This window comes from Ihubacter sp. rT4E-8 (assembly GCF_049852125.1).
Lineage (GTDB): Bacteria > Bacillota > Clostridia > Peptostreptococcales > Anaerovoracaceae > Senimuribacter.
Genome location: NZ_CP187532.1, coordinates 2,240,009 through 2,261,999 on the forward strand (window position 1 = coordinate 2,240,009; position 21,991 = coordinate 2,261,999).

General features: G+C 46.9%; 15 protein-coding genes and 1 pseudogene. 3 read left to right on the forward strand and 13 right to left on the reverse strand.

Annotated features, from left to right (window positions below; translation table 11 throughout):
- The first annotated feature begins 2 nt into the window (after nt 1-2).
- Nucleotides 3-1,736, forward strand: a complete 1,734-nt coding sequence (locus tag ACPW7J_RS11180; protein ID WP_424959537.1) for an aminopeptidase P family N-terminal domain-containing protein — start codon at nt 3-5, stop codon at nt 1,734-1,736.
- Between the two features lie 123 nt (nt 1,737-1,859).
- On the opposite strand, the gene ACPW7J_RS11185 is transcribed toward ACPW7J_RS11180, so the two are convergent.
- Nucleotides 1,860-3,209 carry an MATE family efflux transporter gene (locus ACPW7J_RS11185; RefSeq protein WP_424959536.1) on the reverse strand — a complete coding sequence of 450 codons (1,350 nt, stop codon included), beginning with the start codon at nt 3,207-3,209 and terminating at the stop codon, nt 1,860-1,862.
- Between the two features lie 91 nt (nt 3,210-3,300).
- On the opposite strand from ACPW7J_RS11185, the gene ACPW7J_RS11190 reads away from it, so the two are divergent.
- Nucleotides 3,301-4,134: a MerR family transcriptional regulator gene (locus ACPW7J_RS11190; RefSeq protein WP_424959535.1), complete on the forward strand. Its 834-nt coding sequence runs from the start codon at nt 3,301-3,303 to the stop codon at nt 4,132-4,134.
- On the opposite strand, the gene ACPW7J_RS11195 is transcribed toward ACPW7J_RS11190, so the two are convergent.
- The 10 genes and pseudogenes from ACPW7J_RS11195 to ACPW7J_RS11240 form a co-directional block, all read right to left on the reverse strand.
- A complete protein-coding gene (locus tag ACPW7J_RS11195) occupies nt 4,126-5,046 on the reverse strand; it encodes a helix-turn-helix domain-containing protein (protein WP_424959534.1) in 921 nt (306 codons plus the stop codon). The genes ACPW7J_RS11190 and ACPW7J_RS11195 overlap by 9 nt on opposite strands.
- A gap of 94 nt (nt 5,047-5,140) precedes the next feature.
- Nucleotides 5,141-6,091, reverse strand: a complete 951-nt coding sequence (locus tag ACPW7J_RS11200) for a cupin domain-containing protein (RefSeq protein WP_424959533.1) — start codon at nt 6,089-6,091, stop codon at nt 5,141-5,143.
- Nucleotides 6,092-6,104: 13 nt separating this feature from the next.
- Nucleotides 6,105-7,526: pseudogene (locus ACPW7J_RS11205) on the reverse strand (YfcC family protein).
- Nucleotides 7,527-8,012: 486 nt separating this feature from the next.
- Nucleotides 8,013-8,741 (reverse strand): MerR family transcriptional regulator, encoded by a 729-nt coding sequence (locus ACPW7J_RS11210; protein WP_424959532.1) that lies wholly within the window; start codon nt 8,739-8,741, stop codon nt 8,013-8,015.
- Nucleotides 8,742-8,761: 20 nt separating this feature from the next.
- Nucleotides 8,762-9,319 (reverse strand): peptidylprolyl isomerase, encoded by a 558-nt coding sequence (locus tag ACPW7J_RS11215; protein ID WP_424959531.1) that lies wholly within the window; start codon nt 9,317-9,319, stop codon nt 8,762-8,764.
- On the reverse strand, nt 9,316-9,930 hold the full coding sequence (locus tag ACPW7J_RS11220; protein WP_424959530.1) for a TetR/AcrR family transcriptional regulator: 615 nt from the start codon (nt 9,928-9,930) through the stop codon (nt 9,316-9,318). Before ACPW7J_RS11220 ends, ACPW7J_RS11215 begins: the two co-directional genes overlap by 4 nt.
- A gap of 12 nt (nt 9,931-9,942) precedes the next feature.
- Nucleotides 9,943-10,734: a pyrroline-5-carboxylate reductase gene (proC, locus tag ACPW7J_RS11225; RefSeq protein WP_424959529.1), complete on the reverse strand. Its 792-nt coding sequence runs from the start codon at nt 10,732-10,734 to the stop codon at nt 9,943-9,945.
- Between the two features lie 15 nt (nt 10,735-10,749).
- Nucleotides 10,750-12,132, reverse strand: a complete 1,383-nt coding sequence (locus ACPW7J_RS11230) for a hypothetical protein (RefSeq protein ID WP_424959528.1) — start codon at nt 12,130-12,132, stop codon at nt 10,750-10,752.
- Between the two features lie 11 nt (nt 12,133-12,143).
- Nucleotides 12,144-14,519 (reverse strand): trans-4-hydroxy-L-proline dehydratase, encoded by a 2,376-nt coding sequence (gene hypD / locus ACPW7J_RS11235; protein WP_424959527.1) that lies wholly within the window; start codon nt 14,517-14,519, stop codon nt 12,144-12,146.
- Between the two features lie 4 nt (nt 14,520-14,523).
- A complete protein-coding gene (locus ACPW7J_RS11240; RefSeq protein ID WP_424959526.1) occupies nt 14,524-15,429 on the reverse strand; it encodes a glycyl-radical enzyme activating protein in 906 nt (301 codons plus the stop codon).
- 241 nt (nt 15,430-15,670) lie between these two features.
- Between ACPW7J_RS11240 and ACPW7J_RS11245 the strand changes: the two genes are divergently transcribed.
- Nucleotides 15,671-16,333, forward strand: a complete 663-nt coding sequence (locus ACPW7J_RS11245; RefSeq protein ID WP_161874610.1) for a GntR family transcriptional regulator — start codon at nt 15,671-15,673, stop codon at nt 16,331-16,333.
- A gap of 67 nt (nt 16,334-16,400) precedes the next feature.
- On the opposite strand, the gene ACPW7J_RS11250 is transcribed toward ACPW7J_RS11245, so the two are convergent.
- On the reverse strand, nt 16,401-20,207 hold the full coding sequence (locus tag ACPW7J_RS11250; RefSeq protein ID WP_424959525.1) for a MucBP domain-containing protein: 3,807 nt from the start codon (nt 20,205-20,207) through the stop codon (nt 16,401-16,403).
- 158 nt (nt 20,208-20,365) lie between these two features.
- A complete protein-coding gene (locus ACPW7J_RS11255) occupies nt 20,366-21,862 on the reverse strand; it encodes an ATP-binding protein (RefSeq protein ID WP_424959524.1) in 1,497 nt (498 codons plus the stop codon).
- Nucleotides 21,863-21,991 lie beyond the last annotated feature (129 nt).

Genomic DNA, 21,991 nt, shown 5'->3' on the forward strand with positions numbered 1-21,991 from the left:
ATATGAAACAGGAAATTACACGTCTTCGCACCGTCATGAAGGAACATGGACTGGACGGCTATCTGGTGCCGACCACCGATTTTCACGGCTCCGAATACGTCAACGATTATTTTAAATGCCGGCAGTACCTGTCCGGCTTCACTGGCTCCAACGGCACCCTGCTGGTAACCGAAGATGACGCCAGACTCTGGACTGACAGCCGCTATTTTATCCAGGCGGCAAAACAGCTTGACGGCACCGGCATCTCCATGATGAAATGCCAGCAGCCAGGCGTTCCGGAAATCGAAGACTATCTGCCGACCATTGCAGGAGAAGGTTTTAAGCTGGGCTTTGACGGGCGTATTGTCAGCTTCCAAAACGGCGAAAAGTACGCTGCCAGCTGTGAAGTTGTTTACGATGTAGACTTGGTAGACGAAATCTGGGAGGATCGTCCTGCCATCAATGCGTCTAAAATCTACGCCCTGCCGGATTCTGTCACGGGCGAAAAGGCTGATTCCAAGCTTTCCCGCGTGCAGAAGGCTCTTGCAGAGGACGGCGTAGATTATCATCTGATTACCAGCCTCGAAGACATCGCATGGCTCTTTAATCTGCGGGGCGATGATGTTGCCGATACGCCGGTATTCTTCGCCTTTGCGCTGCTTACGCCAAAGGACGCCCGTCTTTACATTCTGGACGAAACCTTTGATCCGGCGCTGGTACCTGCAGGGGTTACTGTTCTTCCTTACCTGCAAATATTTGAAGATTTAAAGACCCTTTCCGTCGGCAAGTGCCTTTTAAACAAGCGGCTGGTCAGCTATGCGCTTATGCAGGCGCTCCCTGCCGATATGGAGATTGTAAACGGCGCAGGGCCTATTGAATTGATGAAAGCCGTCAAGAATCCGTCTGAAATCGCGGCGACCAAATTCGCCCATATTCAAGACGGCGCCGCCATGGCAAATTTCATTTACTGGTTAAAGAAAAACGCCGGCAAAATAGAAATCACCGAGGTTTCCGCCAGCGAATATCTGAAGCAGTGCAGATTTGCGCAGAAGGGACTGATCGAGCTGAGCTTTGAAACCATGGCGGGCTACGGCGTCAACGCCGCCAGCATCCACTACGATACAAAGCTTGGACACCCATGCTATCTGAAAAATGAAGGGCTTTTGCTGGTAGATTCAGGCGGGCAGTATATCGACGGCGGTACGACAGATATTACCAGAACCATTTCTCTGGGTACCTTAACCCGTGAAATGCAGGAGCACTACACCATGGTGCTGCAGGCTTATCTGGCCCTGGAACATGCCCAGTTCACCGCTGAAACAACCGGTCGGGAACTGGATCAGCTTCCGCGTGAAAAGGTAAAGGCAGCAGGTCCTTGCTATCAGTACGATACCGGCCACGGCGTAGGACATATTCTCAGCGTTCACGAAGGTCCTCGTATGATCGGACCGACCGACAACCACATGCTGCCGGGCATGATTACCAGCAATGAGCCGGGTATCTACATCGAAGGCAGTCACGGTGTGCGCATCGAAAGCGAACTGCTCTGTGTGGAAAATCCGGACGGAACCCGCAGCTTCGAATGCATCACCATGTGCCCGCTGGACAGAGCCGCCATCCTGCCGGAGCTTCTCACAGATGAGGAATTGACATGGGTCAACGCTTATCACAGAGAGGTTTACCAGAAGCTGGCGCCGCTGCTGGAAGAAGATATAAAAAGGTGGCTAGCAGAGGAAACAAAAGAAATTACCAGATAGTTGTTCTCATCATACAAAAGGCTGCGAGGTGCAGGCGAGATCATTTCACCTGCATCCGCAGCCTTGCTTTTTCGCAATACTTTACCCGATTCATATAAAGCCATTAAACGATTTTGAAAAAAACTAAACCTCACGTCCCGCACTGTATCCGTACCGGGGCCGGTATTTCAGAAACATAAACACAGACAGGCAAGCGGCAGCAAACTCTGCAGCTGGTGTCGCCACCCAAATCCCTGTAATACCAAAGAGTGACGGTAGCACAATCATCGCAATCACCATGAACATAAAGGATCGCATAAAAGCGAGCACTGCTGACACAATACCATTTGACAACGCAGTAAACATGCCGCTGGCAAAAATATTAAAACCAATAAATAGCAGCGCGATCGTACAAATACGATTTCCGCCTACCGCCAGATCAAACACCGGGTTATCTGGTCGCGCGAAAACAGAAACCAACGGTTTTGTAAGAAGCAGCGACAGCGCAACTGTTGCTGCGGAAATGCAGCCAATGACTTTTAGACTAATCTTAATCATCTTCTGTAATTTTTCACGATTTTTTTCTCCGTCATAAAAACTGATTATCGGTGCGACGCCATAAGAATAGCCGGTATACAGAGAGCTTGCAAACATCAGCACGTACATAATAATCGTGACAGCTGCAACGCCGTCTTCTCCCACATAGTGCAGCATGGTCCAGTTAAACAGCATGGTGACAATCCCGGTAACAAGCGCAGTTGCCATCTCAGAGCAGCCATTGGATGCGGCACTGCGAAGAACGCGCAAACGAAATACTGGCTTTCTGAAATGCAGTAAGCTTTTTTTCTTGCTGAAGACAACCAAACCTACGACCGCCGTCACAGAATAGCCAAGCCCCGTTGCCAAAGCCGCACCGCTGATTCCCATGTCAAACCATGCAATCAGCACATAATCAAGCACCATATTCAAAATGCCGCCGCTGACAGAGCAAATCAGTGAAAGGCTTGCCTTCTCACTGGCAATCATATACAGGGTAAAATTGTTCATCAGCAAAATGGGAACCGAAAACAATAGATAGCGGCTCAGATAAGCCGTACAATAACCCATAACATCCGCAGATAATCCCATATTCGTGAGAATTGGCTTCATCACCCCATAGCCAAGCCCGCACATAAAAATCCCCACAACAACATTCACTAGAATGAGAAAAGTGAAATCTTCTCTGGCTTCCTCTGTCTTTTGTTCGCCCATTTTGCGCATAATCACCGCGCTGCCGCCTGTAGCAAGCATGGTTGATATTGCCGTAACCAGCTGAATGAACGGCGCTGTCAAATTGATGGCAGACAGCGCTTTGGTGCCAATCAAATTAGAAACAAACAGACCGTCCACCATGGTATAAAAAGACATAAATACGCTCATTGCAATGGTCGGTACCGCGAACTTCAAGATATTTCCTAGTGTTACAGGCTGTGCATATGCATTTTGTTTTTCCATTTTTCTTCTCCTCGCACTTGTTTTTCTCTACTGTATGTAGTATCATAAACCATACAGTAACTGTACAGTCAAGAGAAAAAGGAGAATTTTTATGGATACGAACGCAAAACTTCTCACGATTGGTCAATTTGCCGCCCTCCACGGAATCAATAAAAAAACACTCATGTGGTATGACGAAATCGGACTATTCAAACCCGCTCTCATCCACCCTGAAAATGGCTATCGCTACTACAATTATCATCAAAGCGCGCTGCTCGAAACCATTTTAATGCTCAGAGAATTAGATGTTCCTGTCAGCGAAATACAAACCTTTATCGCACATCGATCCGCAGAAACGCTGCAAAAGCTGCTGGACAAGAACATACTTCTGCTCGATAAAAAAATCGCTCATATGCAGGCGATGCGCAAAAACCTTTCTACGCGCCGTCAGCACATAGAGCATCTGCTGCATATGGATTTATCAGAAATCCGCCGCATCAAAAAAGATGCCTCCTGTCTGGTTACAGTTCCTATCGACAAACAGACATCCTATGATGAACAAGTAGAAATGATTCTGGAAGAAACACAAAAATATCAACTGCGCCGCCTTCACGACGCTTCCTACGGCACGATGATTTCTGTCAAAAGTTTGCTGGAAAAACAATTTGAAGATTACAGCAGTCTGTTCATCGAAGTTCCTTTCCCCATTCAAAGCGAGGGACTGCATATGCAGCCTGCGGGCGACTATCTGCAAGCATTTTACCAGGGTGATTGGAATCAAATGTCCTCCAAATACGAGGAAATTTTTTCTTATGCCACAGACCATAATCTGCAGCTTTCAGGATACTCCTATGAAATGATAATTAACGACAACGTAACAGAGTCTATGGAGGAGTACATCGTGCAGATTGAAATTCCTGTTTGTTCCGACCATATATTATTGTGAGACTTTATTTTCTCGGCATTTCGCCCGATACTGACTTGGGGACATGCCGACCTGCCGCTTAAATGCCCTGCAGAAATATGCGGTATCCTGAAAGCGCATATTTTCTGCAATTTCAGTTACATTAAGTTCTGTATTTACTAATAGTCGCTTCGCCTCCGAAAACTGTGCCTCACGGATCAAAGTACCTACTGTTTTGCCGGTGATTTTTTTAATTTGCTCATTAAGATGACTCTGGCTAACCCCCAAAATTTCCGCATATTCCGATACTGATAAATTTTCGCAAACACGCTGATCGATTAGATTTTGAAGCCGCAGATGCAGTTCCCCTGCCATGCCAGGCGTTCGTTCTATGCCCTGATGTGCAATTTCTCGATGCCGCCTGTGAAAATAAATCAACAAAATATTGAGACATGCCCGCAGCACCTGCGCATAGTCGGGCGACTTGCTTTCATATTCTTTCAGCATCATCCTGCAGACTGCCCGCATGGTCTGTGCAAAATCCTCGTCCATATAGATGGCAGGCATTTCTACCATTTCCTTAAAAAGTTGAATTTCCCAAACAGAACTGACACTGATGCTGGACTGAAACAGAAACTCCTCCTGGAAATAAATAAGAATGCCTTTCGCCCTGGTGACATTTTTCCAGTAGTGTACCTGACCGGGACTGATAAGAAAAACCACATTTTTCAGGTCATCGTACGCCGTGTAATCGATGATATGCGCTCCGTCTGCATCTTCAATAAATACAATCTCATAAAACGGATGCCGATGTGCAAAAGCTGCCGAATCCCCAAAAGCGCTGTCGTCAATATTGTCATAAATGCAGAACCCGAATTCCGGGTCTTTTTCCGGCAGAAAAAAATCCTCATGAATGCTCTTTTCATCTGCTTTTATGCTCTGTCCTCTTCCCATAATCGTGTTCTCCTTATCAAACTCTCCCATAAAGCAAGAAATAGACATACGGACTGTCCTGTCTGACAGCCCGTCGTCCACTATCATTTTGTCTCTACTTCATATAGCAGCCCGTCACATAGCAACGGTATTTATGCAAAAATCCCTCGAAGAAATCCGGATCTTTTAGCTTTTCCGGCTGATGGGTCTGAAATGACTTGTAATCTTCCAAAAGTTCAAGGGTACAAGTCTCTCCGCCATAGTCAAACACCCGGGCGTCTTCCAGAACCTCAAGTTCGTGGGTATGGTACGGCGGAATATGTACCAGACAATCCTTCTCTGCAATGTAGGTTTCACCTTCCACATCAAAACGAATTTTGCCGTCCGCCACATAATAGAGTTCCCAGTTTTGATTTGGATAATGCCATTCCACGCACAGTCCCTTCTGCAGGAAAGCTTCCCATACCTCTTTGACGCCGCCGCATTCCCAGCGACCGACCTTTTGACGAATTTCCCAGCCTTCGCCATTATGGGTCACATAGGCAAAGTCCGGCGTGCGTACTTCATGCATCTGATGCTTATCCACATCTTCTGTTACCGGCAGTTCCCGTTCCAGTCCCTCCGTTCCGTCGTTTCTGTACATCTCCATGAATTCTTCATTTTCTCGGAACTGGATATGCCTCTGGTTTACCGTATTCTTCTCGTAAATGCCCTGTGCCATGTCGATTTCCTGAAACAGCTCACGCCAGATCGTGCCTTCCTCCAGAAAATGGAATCCATGGGGCGTATATGGCGGAATGTGCAGGATATCCCCGGCGTTTGCGATAAATCTCTTTCCACGAATAAAGCATTCCACACTGCCTTTGGCAATCAAAAAGGTTTCCGTGCCTCGTCCATGCTGATGATAAGGCACCTCCGCATCCTTATGATAAATGGTATCGCTGACCTCATCTTTCATATATCTGCCCCGCGGCAGAATAAAGTCATTGACTACCTGTGTTCCTTCATCCCAGGTTCTGAGCCAATCCTCCGGTTCATTCATTCGAATTAAAATTCTCTTTTCCATGCTATCCTCCTTATCATACACCGATTGCTACGGCAGTAACAAGAATTACACATTCCAGCGCTACAAAAACCAGAAACAGCGGCGTAAAGAATTTATACCATTTATTCAGTCCAATGCCCATCAGCCCGCATTCCAGCGCAACCGACGTTGGCCAGAACAGATTGGAAAATCCGTCACCAAACTGATAAGCAAGAACTGCTACTTCTCTGGACTGTCCCACAAGGTCCGCCAGAGGTGCCATAATCGGCATCATAACCACCGCCTGTCCGGAACCGGACGGAATAAAGAAGTTGACGACATTTTATACAATGAGCATACCGATAGCCGTAACCTGAGAAGGCAGCGACTGCACCAGATTTGCAAGAGCATTGACAACTGTATCAATAATCATGCCGTCCGACATGATAACTTCGATGGAACGTGCCAGTCCCACCAGCAAAGCGCCGAACAGTGCGCTCTTACATCCTGCCAGATAAAGCTCCGCAATCTGCGTGCCGCTCATTTTATTGAGAATACACGTAAGAATCATGAAGGCAAAGAACAGCGCTGCGATTTCCTGCAGATACCAACCCTTGGCGATAACGCCCCAGATAATAATCCCAATCAGTAGGACAAATCCCAGCAAGCTGATTTTCTGCTGCGGTGTGAAACTCAAATTCATCAGTTCCTCTTTTGACGCCATATTCTCCGTACCGGAGAGGGTGCCTGCATCTCCATACAGCACACTCTTCGCTGGATCTTTTCTGATTTTTCTCGCATAACGCATAACCCACCAAATTGCAAGAGCTTCAAAAAGTACAAAGGTAAAAATCCTAATTGCCAGCAGTTTCGGTGTAACCAAATCCACCTCAGCAACCGCGCTGGCAACTCCAATGGTAAACGGATTAAAAGTCGCAGCCGCAAAGCCGACGCCTGTTCCAACGGCGACGATAGACCCTCCTACAATCCGGTCGTATCCCAAGGTAATACCGATGGTAATAAACACAGGAATCAGCGCATACGTTTCTTCCATCATGCCGAAGGTGGTTCCACCCAGTCCGAACAGAATCATAAAAACTGGAATAATCAGGATATCCTTGTTTCCTACTTTCCGAAGTACCCATCCTGTCAGCGCATTCATCGCGCCGATTTCTGACAGCACACTGACATAAGACACCGCAAACAAAATAAATATGATAATATCCGCAGCCTTTACATAACCGCTGAAAATACGCAGTACCATGCCCCACGGACCTACCGGCGCGCTTTCCTGCGTCGGCGCATAACTGCCTGGTACAACTAACTCTCTGCCAAGACTTTCATCGAACATTCGCTCAAAACTGCCTGCAGGCACAATCCAGGTCAGTACCGTACACAAAATTACAATCAAAAACATCAGCACATACGCATGAGGTGTTTTTAAAATATTTTTCAGTTTACTTGACGTTTTCTTCATCCTCGTCTTCCTTTCGTAACAGATATAAATTTCATAGTGCACTTGATGTCTTCATTATATCTGCCTGATTTCAGGAAAGCGATGGATTATACGACGGAATTATGGTACTTTTTAATAAAATGCAACAAGTGCACACTAACCCACATCTTTCTTATACTTCGTCAGTTGTGCATATGCTGGTAATTTATCTCCAATCTGCACAACTTTTACAATGCAAGGTTGTGCAAATCCTGCTGACCACGCTGCCTCTTGCACAACTTTTGGGCTTCGTAACGCGAAAAACCATTTTTTCCATCAAAAAAGTTGTGCAAAACGAGATGGTTTCATCCTGTTTTGCACAACATACTGCATGCCGATTTCATCTTCTTCGCTAAAAGTTGTGCAAATTACGCATTTCAATCCTCCCTTGCACAACCACCACCGCCAAGAGTTGTGCAAAAACGGTTTTATCACATTCATATGCACAACCCTGCAGCTTACATCCTTTTACCGCCTGCAATATACCTCTATCGCCCGGCTGACAAAGGCGGCCGTACCGGTGCCTGCTGCTTTATCGATGTTTGCCGAAAATTCCGCGTCTGCGGTATACATCGCGCCAAGCCCTGCTAAGATCTCATCGGTACAGGAATAGTAGTGTTCCGTAATAAAATCCTGCAGCCTGCGCACCTGTGCCTGCACCTTATCAGATTCCAGCGCGCTTTCCCGCATAGCGCCGAATTCTGCGAAAATTTCCATCATCTGCATGCCCATATGCTGCATCTCCTCTCCGGTGCAGTTTTTCGTCTTTTCGGTAAATTCCCTGTACGCAGAGGTTTTTCCGTATGCCGCTTTTGCGCGCGCCGCGTATTCATCCATTTTACTTGTATCGAATGGTGTAAAATCCATATTGCTCACTCCTGTCGTTTTAATTTCACGGGCAAGTTCAATGAGATTTTCAAGGTGCTGCTTTTTCATCGTCAGCAAAGTAATCTGCTGCGTAAGCGCCTTGTCTCTGTCAAAGTCCGGACTTTCCAGAATCTCTTTGATCTCCTTTAAGGGAAATTCCAGTTCTCGAAACAGCAAAATCTGCTGCAGCCGTGTCAGCGCTGTATCACCGTACAACCGGTAACCTGCCTCCGTCACCGCGTCCGGTTTCAAAAGCCCGATGGCATCATAATGATGCAGTGTGCGCACACTGACGCCGGTAAATGCACTGACCTCTTTTACTGTTTTCATACTGATTCCCTCCCGTGTAACTACAGTATAAACGATGACGTAACGTTAGAGTCAAGGGATTTTTCTATATTCACTCTCTGCATATAAACCGGCGTCTTGGGCACGTTGATCTCCACGCCGTCATCATTAGGCACAGGAATGAGTGGCAGATTCGTGATGCGCTCCACTACGTCCCAGCCGGAAATGACTTTGCCAAAAGCGGCAAAATTTCCGGAAAGCCGCTTGCCTGCCCCATCGGACAGTACAATGTAAAACTCACTGCCTGATGCGATTTTTCCATCGCCGCTCATGGCGACGGTTCCCTTTTCAAAGGGTACGCGGTTGACAAATCCATTCAGTGCGCACTCTGCGACTAGTTCCACATCGCAGCGTGGATCATCAAAATGGGTATAGCTGGGCTGCAAAACAAAGTCCGGCACAATGCGGCGAATCTGCCTGCCGTCATAAAGCCCTGCCTTTGCCATGCGAATAAAGGAAGCGACCGTCTCCGGCGCTTCCCCTTCATATAATCGGATTACTACACTGCCCAGCTGCGTATTATCCATTGCGAATTCTATCACTGCAGTGGAATCATTCATGCCTCGCTTTCCTTTCTCTGAAAAAATCCAAGCAGCAGCGGCATCATTTCCCTGCTGTATTCCGAAAGGGAATACGCGCCGCCGGTGAGACACCAGTCTGTTACAATGGCTCGCTCCGTCATTACATAAGCGCGCACCAGCTGGCTGGCAGTCAAATCACCTGTCAATTCTCCGCTGCGCTGTCCTTCCTCGATGATTCTGGTAATCAGGCGAAAGTACACACGATTGGTATCCAGAAGATGACGATATCCCTTGCCCTGCAGCTGCTCCGCATACATCGAAGCAATCAGATCCGGCGAAGTCATATCTTCTATCATAGCGTGGATTTCACCGTTGAGAAAAAGCAGTTTCTGAAAGCTGTCCATTTCCGGTTTCAGCTCTTTTTCCAGCTGCTCGTATTTCTCATCCAGAATATCAGACCAGGTCGCAAGCAGATCACCTTTGCTCCGGAAATAATAGTAAAAAGAGCCCTTGGCAATCCCTGCTTCCTCCAGAATATTGTCCAGGGTCGTATCTTCATATCCTTTCTCCCGGAACAATTTCCACGCGGCGTCGATAATGCGGCTTTTCATGTCCGTCCTTTTCATGTCCGTCCGAGTTTCACGATTCATCAGAAAACCGCCTTACATGCTCGCTGCTTTATCCATACATGCCTGCATACACTCGATCAAAGCGCTGCGAAATCCTCTTTCCTCCAGCACACGCACCGCCTCTATCGTCGTACCTGCCGGCGAGCAAACCATATCCTTCAGTTCGCCCGGATGTTTTCCCAGTTCGGTTACCATAGCAGCGCTGCCCTGTACTGCCTTTGCCGCAAACTTATACGCCTGCGGTCTTGGCATGCCGCCCATGACTGCCGCGTCCGCCATGGCTTCGATCATCATAAATACATAGGCAGGGGAACTGCCGCTGACGGCAACTACCGCATCCATCAAATGCTCAGGAATGATTTCGTAATCGCCGAAGCCGCCTAAAATCTTTCCTGCGTTTTCTTTATCTTCCTCAGTGACAAATGCATTGCAGCACATAGCCGTCATGCCGCAGCCCACCATGGCAGGCGTGTTCGGCATGGTTCTGACCATGCGCACATCCTTTCCGAACTGTTCGGAAAGCCATGCAAGGGTTTTACCCGGCGCGATGGTAATCACAAGCTGATGTTCTACCGCGTCCCGAATTTCCTCGATAACCGTCTGATAATACTGCGGTTTTACCGCCAGCACCACGATATCCACTGCTTTTACTAAATCCACATTGCCCGCGGCTTTTTGGATGCCAAACTTCTCCGCCGCTTTTTCCGCCGCTAAAGCCAGCGCGTCCGTTCCGTAGATGTCAGAAGGCGCGAACACCTTTTCCTTGATAATACCGCCCATGATAGCGGAAGCCATATTGCCGCAGCCGATAAATCCAATTTTCATAAGTCTCAACCTCTCTTATTGTAATTTTTCAAAGAATACGCGGCAGGCAGCGCATGCCTCGTACAAATCGCTCTTTAACATAAACTCATATGGCGAATGGGCGCCCAGCACACAGATTGCAGCGTCAAAGCTTTCCATGCCCATATTGGAATAATCCATTGACATGGTGCCAAAGCCGCCGAACTTCTCAATCCCCGCAAAAGGCTGCCAGATCACGCCGTTATCGTTAAAGACTTTGCGCACCTGTCCCAAGAATTCCGCGCTGGCTTCGCTGGTGCTCATCTTGCCGTAACGGCTGGCATACTTGATCACCTGCAGCCCGTGTCCCAAGAGTGACCCGCTGTACGGTTCACAGAGTTCCGGATAGTTAGGGTCATTACCGCAGACCGCTTCCAACGACATCACTTTGCTGCCCAGCTGAATGCGGTTTAAGGCGATGCCATCTCCGCCGCATCCGCTCTTTTCCGCCAGCAAACGGAGGAAATAGTCCGTTACTCTGGAATGGGAACCGGAACGTCCTTCAAAACCAATTTCTTCTTTATCCGCAAAGATGGCAATTGCGGTTCGTTCCGGCGCCTGGCACGCCAAAATGCCATGAAGCTGCGCATAGACCGCCGCCCGATCGTCAAAACCGTAGCCGCACAGCGCGCTGCTGTCAAGACCGATATCTCTGGTCCTGCCTGCCGGTACGATTTCGATTTCCGCACTGATAAAGTCTTCTTCTATCATACCATACTTTTCGTAAAGATACTGCAAAATATTTTCTTTTACGGCGTTTGCCATATCTCCTTCCGCAGGGGTTGCGCCCAGGAACACATTCATCTGCTCATGGTTATAGGCTTCTTCCTGCTTTCTCTGCCCCTGCTCCACAGAATAGTGCAGCGACATATCGGTGATAAAGAGAGCCGGTTCGTCTTCCGACGCACCCTCTGCAATTTCTATGACAGAACCGTCTTTGCGCACCACGGTGCCGTACATGGACAGAGGCGTGCTGGTCCATTTCTCCAGCTTGGAAAGGCTGTACATGCAGGTCTTTCCGTAAGCAAAACCATCTTTTTCAAAGATTGGCAGAATCTTAAAGTCAAGACGTGTACAGTCAGTATGAGCTGCCACAATGTTTGCGCCCTCCGTTAGCGGCTTCTTTCCGACCACAGTCAAATAGAGCAGCTTTCCGTTATCGTTATAGTACACCTTGTCGCCGGCGTTCACGCTGTCCTTTCTCGTGATATCAACAAAGCCTTTCGCCTCTGCCCGTCTGACCGCCTCCGCCACACAGAGGCGTTCTGTCTTGGACGCGTCGTTAAACGCCTTAAAATCTGCTGCCGTTTCCATAATACTGTTTTTCTTTTCTGCGGAAGCATTCTTCCAAATATTGGTACGCTTATAGTTCAGTTCCATCTTTTTTCCTCCTAGTTAAAATCCTGTTCGGTTCTCATGATGATTTCATCCTGCAGCGCTTTGGACAGGTTGCGGAAATAGTCGCTGTAGCCCGCCACGCGCACGATCAAATCCTTGTTTTCCTCCGGATGTTTCTGCGCCTCAATCAACGTATCTCTGCCCACCACGTTAAACTGGATGTGGTGACCATCCATGGCAAAATAGGATCGAATCAGGTTTGCCATCTGTTCCAGACCCGTATCTCCTTCCACGGTTTTCGGCGTAAATTTCTGGTTGAGCAGGGTGCCGCCTGTGGTCAGATGATCCATCTTTGCCGCCGATTTGATGACGCTGGTCGGTCCGTAAATGTCCGCCCCTTTTTCCGGTGAAATCCCCTCGGATACCGGCATGTGGGCGTGTCTGCCGTTGGCGCTTGCCAGCATCACCTCGCCGAAATAAACGTGGCAGGTGGTCGGCAGCATGTCGATGCGAAAATGTCCGCCCTTGGTATTCGGTCTTCCCGTTACGGAATCTCTGAAATAGGAGAAAACTTTTTTCATGATGTCGTCCGCGTAATCGTCGTCATTGCCGTATTTCGGGCTGGCATCGTGTACCCAGTGATAGATCTCGTCGTGACCTGCGAAATCGTCTGCCAGCGCTTCCATCAGCTGCTTCATATCAAAACGCTTTTCATCGTAAACGTTGTATTTAATCGCGGACAGACAGTCGGTAATGGTGCCGATGCCGACCCCCTGAATATAGCTGGTATTGTATCTGGCGCCTCCTGCATTGTAATCCATGCCTTTTGCGATACAGTCGTTGGTAATGGAGGAAAGAAGGGGTACCGGCATGTTCTTCGCGTAAATCTGCTCTATCACATTGGTGCCTCTCACCTTGATGTCCAGGAAGTATTCCACCTGCGCGAAGTATGCTTTTTCTAACTCCTCATAGCTGTGATAATCTGTAGCCTCGCCGGTCTTCAGTCCCAGCTGCTTTCCGCCTACCGGGTCAAAGCCATTGTGCAGAGTGATTTCCAAAATCTTCGGAAGGTTGAAGTACCCGTTCAAAATATATGCTTCGTTTCCGAACGCGCCGGTTTCCACACAGCCGCTGGTTCCGCCAAGACGAGCGTCCGCAATGGTTTTCCCCGCGTTGACAAGCTCCATGACGATGGCTTCTGTATTATAAAATGCCGGCTGTCCCCATCCCTGTCTGGAAATCTCACAGGCTCTTTTCAGGAATTTTTTCGGCGTTTTTCTGCTGATCTGCACGTTGGAGCTAGGCTGTAGCAGACGCATGTCGTCCATACAGTCTAAGATCAGATAGCTGACCTCGTTGACGCCGTTTTCCCCGTCCGGCGTGATCCCGCCGGTATTGATGTTTACAAAGTCCGTATAGGTGCTGCTTTCTTTCAAGGTGATGCCTACCTTCGGCGGCGCCGGCTGGTTGTTGAATTTTACCCACAGGCACTCCAAAAGTTCCAGCGCTTTTTCTCTGTCCAGGACGCCGTCTTCGGTGTCTTTTCTATAAAATGGAATCAAATGTTGATCCAGTCTGCCCGGTGAAAACGCATCCCAGTTGTTCAGTTCGCCAGTCACGCAGATATGTACAAACCAGTACATCTGAATCGCCTGCCAAAAGGTTTTCGGCGCATGCTCCGGTACTACCCTGCAGTTTTCGGAAATCTGCTGAAGCTCCGCCTTGCGTTTTTCGTCAGTTTCCTGTTCCGCAAGGTCTGCCGCGTAAGCCGCGTAACGTTTTCCAAGGGCAATGATCGCCTCGCAGGCAAGCTTCATGCCTTTTAATTCATATTCCTTCCCAAGGGCATCCGGATCGTGATGAAAGTCCAGCGCCGCAATGGCTTTTTCAATGCGCTCGATCCGTTCCCCGAATCCCTCGCTGTAGATTCTGTTGCCGCAGACCGTGTGTCCCGGCCCTCTCTGCTCCATGAATTCGGTAAAAATGCCTGCTTCATAAGACGCTTTCCATTCCGGCGTCATATGATCCAAAATTTTCTTTCGAATGGTTCTGTTCTGCCAGTAAGGAATAATCTCCGCTTCCTGCAGGGCAAATCCCGCTTCATCTACGGAAAAGTTAATCAGATCCCGGTCGTTCATGACATGCATGTCTTCCATGCTATGGCAGCAAAGCTCCGGAAAGGTCGGCGCACCCTGGGGCGACGCGCCTTTTTCGCCTACAATCAGTTCCCCTTCGCCAATGTAAAGGGTCTTTTTCTCACAGTAATCCTTCAGCGCCTGTCCCCGCAGCTCCGGTACGGAAAGCACTCCCTCAAACTGCTTGTAGGTTTCCGTCATAATCTTCGCGCGCTCCATGTCGATGTAAGGCTGGGTGGTTACGCTCTTTTCCCGCAGCTTCTGCACTCTTTCGTTCATGCCTCTTTGTTCCATCCTCTTATCCTCCAATCTTTACATTCTGAAATCCCATTTCTATCAGTTTCTGTCTGTACGCTGCAAGTTCTTCGCCGGCCGGCGGACAGAACTGGTTTTCGTAAGCTCTGCCAAGCTGATGATATTTGTCTTTGCCGTAGTCATGATAGGCAATCAGGTTGATCTGCGCCGGACTGATGTGGCGCGCTGTCAGCCACTCCCCTGTCTTCTCAATCTCCGCAAGGGATGCGTTGACCGGTTTGATCAAAGGCAGCCTGAGCCAGATTTTCGCACCAGCAGCGCTGAGTTTCTGCAGATTTTCCAGAATCAGTCCGTTGTCCACGCCCGTATACTGCCGGTGCTTCTCTGCGTTCAAAGCTTTTAAGTCATATAAAAAGGTATCCACATAGGGCAGAATCTCCTGAAAATTTTCCCACGAGCAGAAGCCGCAGGTATCGATGTTCACGGAAATACCTTCGTCGTACAGGCTTTTTACCAGGGTGTGCCGATAAGCGTGATCGATGGTCATGACCTCGCCGCCGGACAGGGTAACGCCGCCGCCCGATTCCTCATAAAAAATCTGATCGGAAGCCAGCTTCTTCACAAGCTGCTTCACTTCATAGGCTCTGCCCACGGTCTCCAGCGCCTGATACCTACACGCCGCTGCACATCTGCCGCAGCTTCTGCAGAGATTTTGATCCACTTTAATACCGTCCTCTGACATAGAGAGGGCGTGAAGCTGACAGGCTTTGATGCATGCGCCGCAGCCTGTGCACCGTTCTTGATAATAGCGTAACTGCCTGTCAGGACGCTGGGTCTCCGGATTGTGACACCAGCTGCAAGCAAGAGGGCAACCCTTGAAAAAAACTGTGGTTCTAATGCCCGCCCCGTCATGAATGCAATATTTCTGAATGTTGGTAATGTATGTCATCGCTTGTCTTCTTTTCCTCTTTTGAACTAAAGTTTGTACTGTAGTCTAATTATAGCACCTGCACAGAGATTCTGTCAATGATGCTTGCAAATCTTTCAATTAATTTTGTATTATACAAAAAAATTAACGCTAATATTTACTAAATTTTGCAATATCATCTCTTTTTTTACTTAAACTATTGCATTTTATTTTGAATTTTGTTAAAATATAGACAGGTAGATTGTAAAGGAAGGTAATAACTATGGCAAACAGCACCACTTTGTCTGAACAGATATACGATGAGCTTTATCACGACATTACAGACCAGCGGCTGGTCTGTGGACAAAAGCTCACTCTGAAAATTTTAAAAGAACGATTCAATGTCAGTCACACGCCGATTCGTGAAGCTCTGACCCGTCTCTCTGAAAATGGACTTGTGACCTACTACTCTAACTGCGGCGTCACCGTAAAGGAATTCACCGAAAGCGATATCCGTCAGATTTTCCAGATGATCGGAGAACTGGACGCCCTTGCGATTCAGTTCTGCAAGAACGCTTTTTCTGAAGCGCCTTTGATCTTTGAGCTGGAGCAGATTATTAAAAAAGGCAATGCCCTTCTTGCAGAAAACAAGATTGCAGAGTGGAAGGATTATTCGGAAGAATTTCATATTGCCTTTTACCGCCACGCGCAGAACGACTATCTCAACGATGCTGCAAAGAAGCTGCGTTCTCAGGTTGAAGTTCTTTCCTGTATGTATTATCAGCCTGTCAACGTAGAAGATATCAACATGCGGCACGGCGAAATTTTTGAATGTATCAACAACGGCGACTTTGACGGCGCCGCAAACCTGATGCGCAAGCACCTGCAGTTCGACATGGTCTACGCACTCAACGCCTATCAAGAGGCACAAAAGAAAAAAGCCTGACAAACGAATAGAGCGCTTCAAACTGTAAATTTAGTTTGAAGCGCTCCTTTTTAATTCTTTATGATTCTTATTTGCTCTCTGCCCTGCTTCTTCTGTCTGACAAAATCAGCACACCCAACGCCAGCACAGCGCTTACCAGCAGAGAAATCCAAAGCGGTAAACTGTTTTCATCGCCTGTTTTAGGATAATTCCACAGAGCGTTATTCACATCATATCTGTCCTTATAATTTTTATCGATATTCTTGTCAGCAATTCCATCTCCATCGGTATCAATGTTGATATCCGGAACCCCATCTCTGTCAATGTCAATATTAATATCCGGGATACCGTCTCCGTCAATGTCAATATTGATATCCGGCTTACCGTCTCCATCAACGTCGATATTGACGTCCGGGATGCCGTCTCCATTGGTATCAATGTTGATATCCGGATCCTTACTGCCAGGTTTTCCTCCAGGTTTATTTCCAGGCTTATTCGTCGGTTTCTCATCGCCCGGCTTATCCGGCTTATCTATATCCTCATTCAATTTCTGGTAAACCAACACGACCATCTGGTCCTCTCCCGTAAAGACGCCCTCGCTTTCGCCCTCGGCACGCACATACTTATATCCACTGATTTCATACTGCTGCAGCTGATACTTGCTGCCGATGTATCCGATATAAGTATCATCTTCACGAATGATATTGCCTTCCTCATCTACAAAGCGCACCACCACTCTGCCGCTCATCTGCACATTCGAGCTTTTCTTGTACACATATGTTACAATCTGAACGTCCTCACTGAATGTGCCGCTTTCACTGCCCTCAACACGCTGCAGCTTATATCCGTTGATACGCTTTTCAGCAGTCTCATACGGCAAGCCAACAAATCCGTTGTAAATATCATCAAACTGTATGGTATTTCCATCCTCGTCTACATACTTTGCGATGACTGTGGACGCTTTATCTTCCGGCACATAATACATTACAACAGATTTTACCGGTTTCTCAATTTCTCCTTGTTCCGCATTATCTTCCGATGCCATTGCCCGCATGTGAGCCGTATCATAAAATGGTCCTTCCGACTTAATAAAATGATATCCCGCAATGGAGTGGCGCGCCGCTTTATAAGCATCTCCAACATCGCCAATAATGAAATCATCACTTCGGATTGTGATATCAGCTTCCGTCCGATAATGTACGATAACCGTGCCATCCGGATATTCCGGCAAATCGTCCGGATCTACTGCAACATAGATGTAGGTAATAGACTGACTTGCCTTTTTAAAGGTAAACGCTGTCTTTTTATCCTGTCCTTCCTTCAGAAGATATCCCGGAATTGCCAAAGCTGCGGTAACACAATTCTCTCCTACGATACCATTATAAACCAAATCGCTGTGCAGAACATTTCCTTTGTCATCCATGTACTTTGCGGTGATCATGCCTGTTTCAGGCGCAGGTTTTTCTGCCGCTTTTCGATAAACATAAGTAACTAGCTGGGGTTCTTTCTGAAAACGTCCATCTTCCTGTCCTGTTATTTCAACAAATTCATAGCCAGCAATTACAATACGAGAAGTTTTGTAGCTGCTGCCTGACTTCCCTTTGTAGACAATATCATCACAAAGGGTTTTCCCTCCTTCATCTACATACCTTGCCGTTACAGTATCAGGCATCGTCATCTTATAATAATGTGTGATTTCCTTCGTTTCCATAGCTAAAGTTCCTCTTAGCTCGCCTTCTGTTTTTTCATAATCATAGCCATGGAACTGTGGAATCTGCACCTCATAAGGTGTTCCGACTCTGCCGTGTATCAGTTGATCATCGCGTACACGGTTGCCTTCATTATCAACAAAATGTACAATGACTCTTCCCTCGTTAATTTTCTCATATACATGGGTGATAACCTGATTACCCGGCTGATATGTACCAGCTGCGCCGCCGTCGGTTCTAACATGCTCATAACCCTGAATATATGGCGCAGTCACATTATAAGCCTCATCTACATAATTTGTAAATGTTTCTTCATCTTTAATAGGTTTGCCGTTCAGATCTACATATTTTACAGTGATACTGCCCAGCTGTCTGTAAATGTATTTAATCACCTGTACCTCATCGCTGAATGTACCGGTTTCCTTTCCTTCTACCCGAATAAACTCATATCCTTCTATATCAAGTTTTTCAGTACGGTAGCTTTGTCCTGCAGCTCCGGAGTATACTTTTGTCTGTGCTACCGTTCGTCCTGCGGTATCCAGATACCTTGCCAGCACATCACTGGCAAGACGCATGTAAACAACGGTAACTTCCTTAACGCCGCTTTCTATGACGCCGCTTTCTTCGCCGATTACCCGTTCAAATTTATACTTATCGATTTCTTTTATCTGCGCAGCATATGCAGTGCCAATATTCCCGTTGCATATCACATCACGGCTGATTGTATATCCCTGATTGTCCTGATAATGAATAATCACACTGCCGCCCTTGTTCGGGCTCGGGTCAGGATGATCGTCCGCATTTTTGGTATAGACATAAGTTACGACAATCGGATTTTCTGTATAAGTCCCCGCAGCTGCGCCGGTTACCTCTTTAAAGGTATACCCCGAAATATAGATCTGTGAAGTCTGGTATTCCTCGCCAACGTGACCTTTATAGGTCATATCCGGCCTAATCCTGCTGCCGTCCTCATCCTTATATTCTGCTGTCACCGTGCTGTTCTCGTGAACCGGCAGCTTTTCTTCCGGCTTATAGATAAACGTAACCAGCTGTGGTTTCTTTGTATAAGTGCCGGTCACATTCCCTTCCACCCGTACAAACTCGTAATCCTCAATAGCGAGCCGGTTGGCTTTATAAGGTTTTCCCGCTTCTCCTTTGCCGACGATATCTTCACAGAGTTGTTTCCCGTTTTCGTCCATGTATCGCGCTGTCACCGTATATGGAATCAAACACTTATATCGAAACGTGACGTCTACAGTATCGCTGTCCGGAAATGTACCACTTATCGGCGCGCCTTCTGCACGCAGATACTGATAGCCGAACACCTCTTTTGGCTGCAGCGAATAAGGCTTTCCGCTCTTGCCGCTGACCTTTTCATCTGGCAGCACTTCATCACCGTCTTCATCAGTATAATGCACATTCACGTTACCGTTTGGCAAAAGGGCTTCGATTACATCATCCGGATCCATATACTTATCCCAGATTTTCAGGTTGTACACCTTTCCTCCGGGAGACGCCTCTGCATTGGTAGCAATATCGTCAAAGAAGAAACCGAGTCTGGTTTTCTCATTCACGACCATCGGTATGCCCTGACCACTGGTGTCCTGCACTGACATATCAAACTTCTTCGTAGTCCCATCTACTACATAAGCTTCAAATGTGCCGCTCTTATTTCTTCTGACAATTAAATCCACCACCTGATTGGGCTGGGTTACGCTGGCGCCGTTGACGCCATAGTTATAGAAATTCAGATGTCCCCCATTGTAAAAATAGAATCCCGTATCGACGGTTGAATTCTTATAGTCGATGATTTTTCTCCATCCGCCCAAAGTATTTTCAAAAGAAAACTTCAGTCCGATGGTATATTCCTCACCGATATTTTTATCAATATCAATATAAAAGCCGCCGCCTCTTGCCTTATTGGAATGCCACTGCCAATAAGTACCATTGTCAGCATCTTCTCCGAAAGCCGTTGTCGTATTGCTCCTCTCATTGTCCCCTGTGGAACTCCACGCTGTCAGCACAGAATGGCCTTTAGAGTCAATCAAATTGTTGTTAAAATTATACTGCACGTAAGGCGTCAAATCATCGCTTCCCTCCGCATACAATATGTTAAAAGGAATTGTCCCGATTAGCAGCAGTATACAAAGAATGATACATTTAACCTTTGTCACTTTCCGTTTCATAAAATGTCCTTTCCTTTATTTTCTATTTGCTCAAACCACGCTGATTCCCAATGTTTCCCCAAGTTATACCAATTCATTTTATATTTTAACATAAAACAACCTCCCCGTAAACCTCTCGTTTCTGCAAATTCAGAGCAAAAATACACGTTTTCCGTTGGTCACCTCAGCTTTTTTCGAAATTCCTCAAAGGCCTTCCTGACATCCGCATCCACGTCTAGTTGCTCCATATAATACTGCATGCGCCGCATCTGCTCCTGCAGCCGCTTTTCCAGATTCTGTTTCTCAATCTCATCATCCGTATCCACTGCTTCTTCAGAAATCTGCGCAGGTATCTCTGCATCCAAATATACCTGCATCCTCCAAAGCAGATATAATGGAAGACTGTAGGTGTATGTCTGTTCCACAAAATGTTCCCCAATATTCTTCATGGAACATCTGAAACCCAATTCAGGCTGATACCTTTTACAAAAAAGCCTGTAGCTCTTCGCCTTTGTATTAACCTCCGCCTTGCTTTCAATGGGGATCAGTTTCTCAGCCTCATCAATGAGAAAATCCAGTTCCGCCGTATTACCCGATTTCCAAAAATATGGCTGTTTTCCTAGTTTCAAAAGTTCCGTCATCACATAATTTTCCGTCAACGCACCTTTAAAACGTTCAAACCGTTCTGTTCCCTGTAAAATAGTCTGTGCTGAAACACCCGACTTTCTGCGCAGAAGACCTACATCAGACAAATATACTTTGAAATTGGTTTTATTCGCACAGAAAGAAAGAGGCTGTTCCAGCTTTTCTACCAATTCCAGGCGATAGGCAAGTCCCGCATCGACCAGCCACTGCAGCGCATCTTCCAAATCCTTTGCCCGCGCGCCTTGTTTTACATGAGAAAAAATAAATTTATGATTGTCCTTTGCAAGCTGTGCCGGAATCGCATCCCAAATCCACGTGATTTTCGGCACTTCAGACAGCGGCGCATGCTTGGAAAAATCACTGCGGTAATCAATCAAAATATTATCCTGAATACGTTCAACTTTCTCAAAATCATGGTTTTCTACCCAGGCCGCCACCGCTTCCGGCATACCGCCTACTGCATAATAGATTCGCTGCAAACGGCATAGCGGCTCCGTGTACGCTGCAGGCAGCGCCTTTTCAAAGGCAAAACGTTGTACGCCTTCGTGCAATTTCGGATTTTCCGCCTGCAGAAATTCAGAAAAACTCATCGGATACATCTGCATATGATCCACTTTTCCTACGGGAAAAGAAATATGATCCCGCTTTAGCGCTACATCCAAAAGCGATCCCGCGCATATCAAATGCAGCTGCCTGTTCTCTTCACAAAAGTATTTCAAGGAGGTTACGGCACGGGGACACGCCTGAATTTCATCAAAAATCACCAGCGTTTTTCCAGGAATCAACGGTTTTCCGTGATACAGCTGTCCCAGTTCCTCCAAAATACGATCTGTTTTAAGGTTATAGTCAAAAACGCTTTGCAGTCCCTCGTCCCCTTCAAAATTGAAATATGCCACATCTTCAAAATACATTTCTCCAAAATGCTTCATGGCATAAGTTTTTCCGCACTGTCTCACTCCAGTAAGAATCAGCGGTTTTCTATCCGGATTTTCTTTCCACGCTTCCAATTTCTTTATGATTTCTCTTTCCATCCCTCTCCTCCATGGTTTTACTTTGTTCTCATCATATCATAGATGATGTTTGATTTCAACGGGGGTTTCACATTATTCATATGAAAAACGCAATATTTTTTGCATTTTTCATATGAATAATGTTCTAAT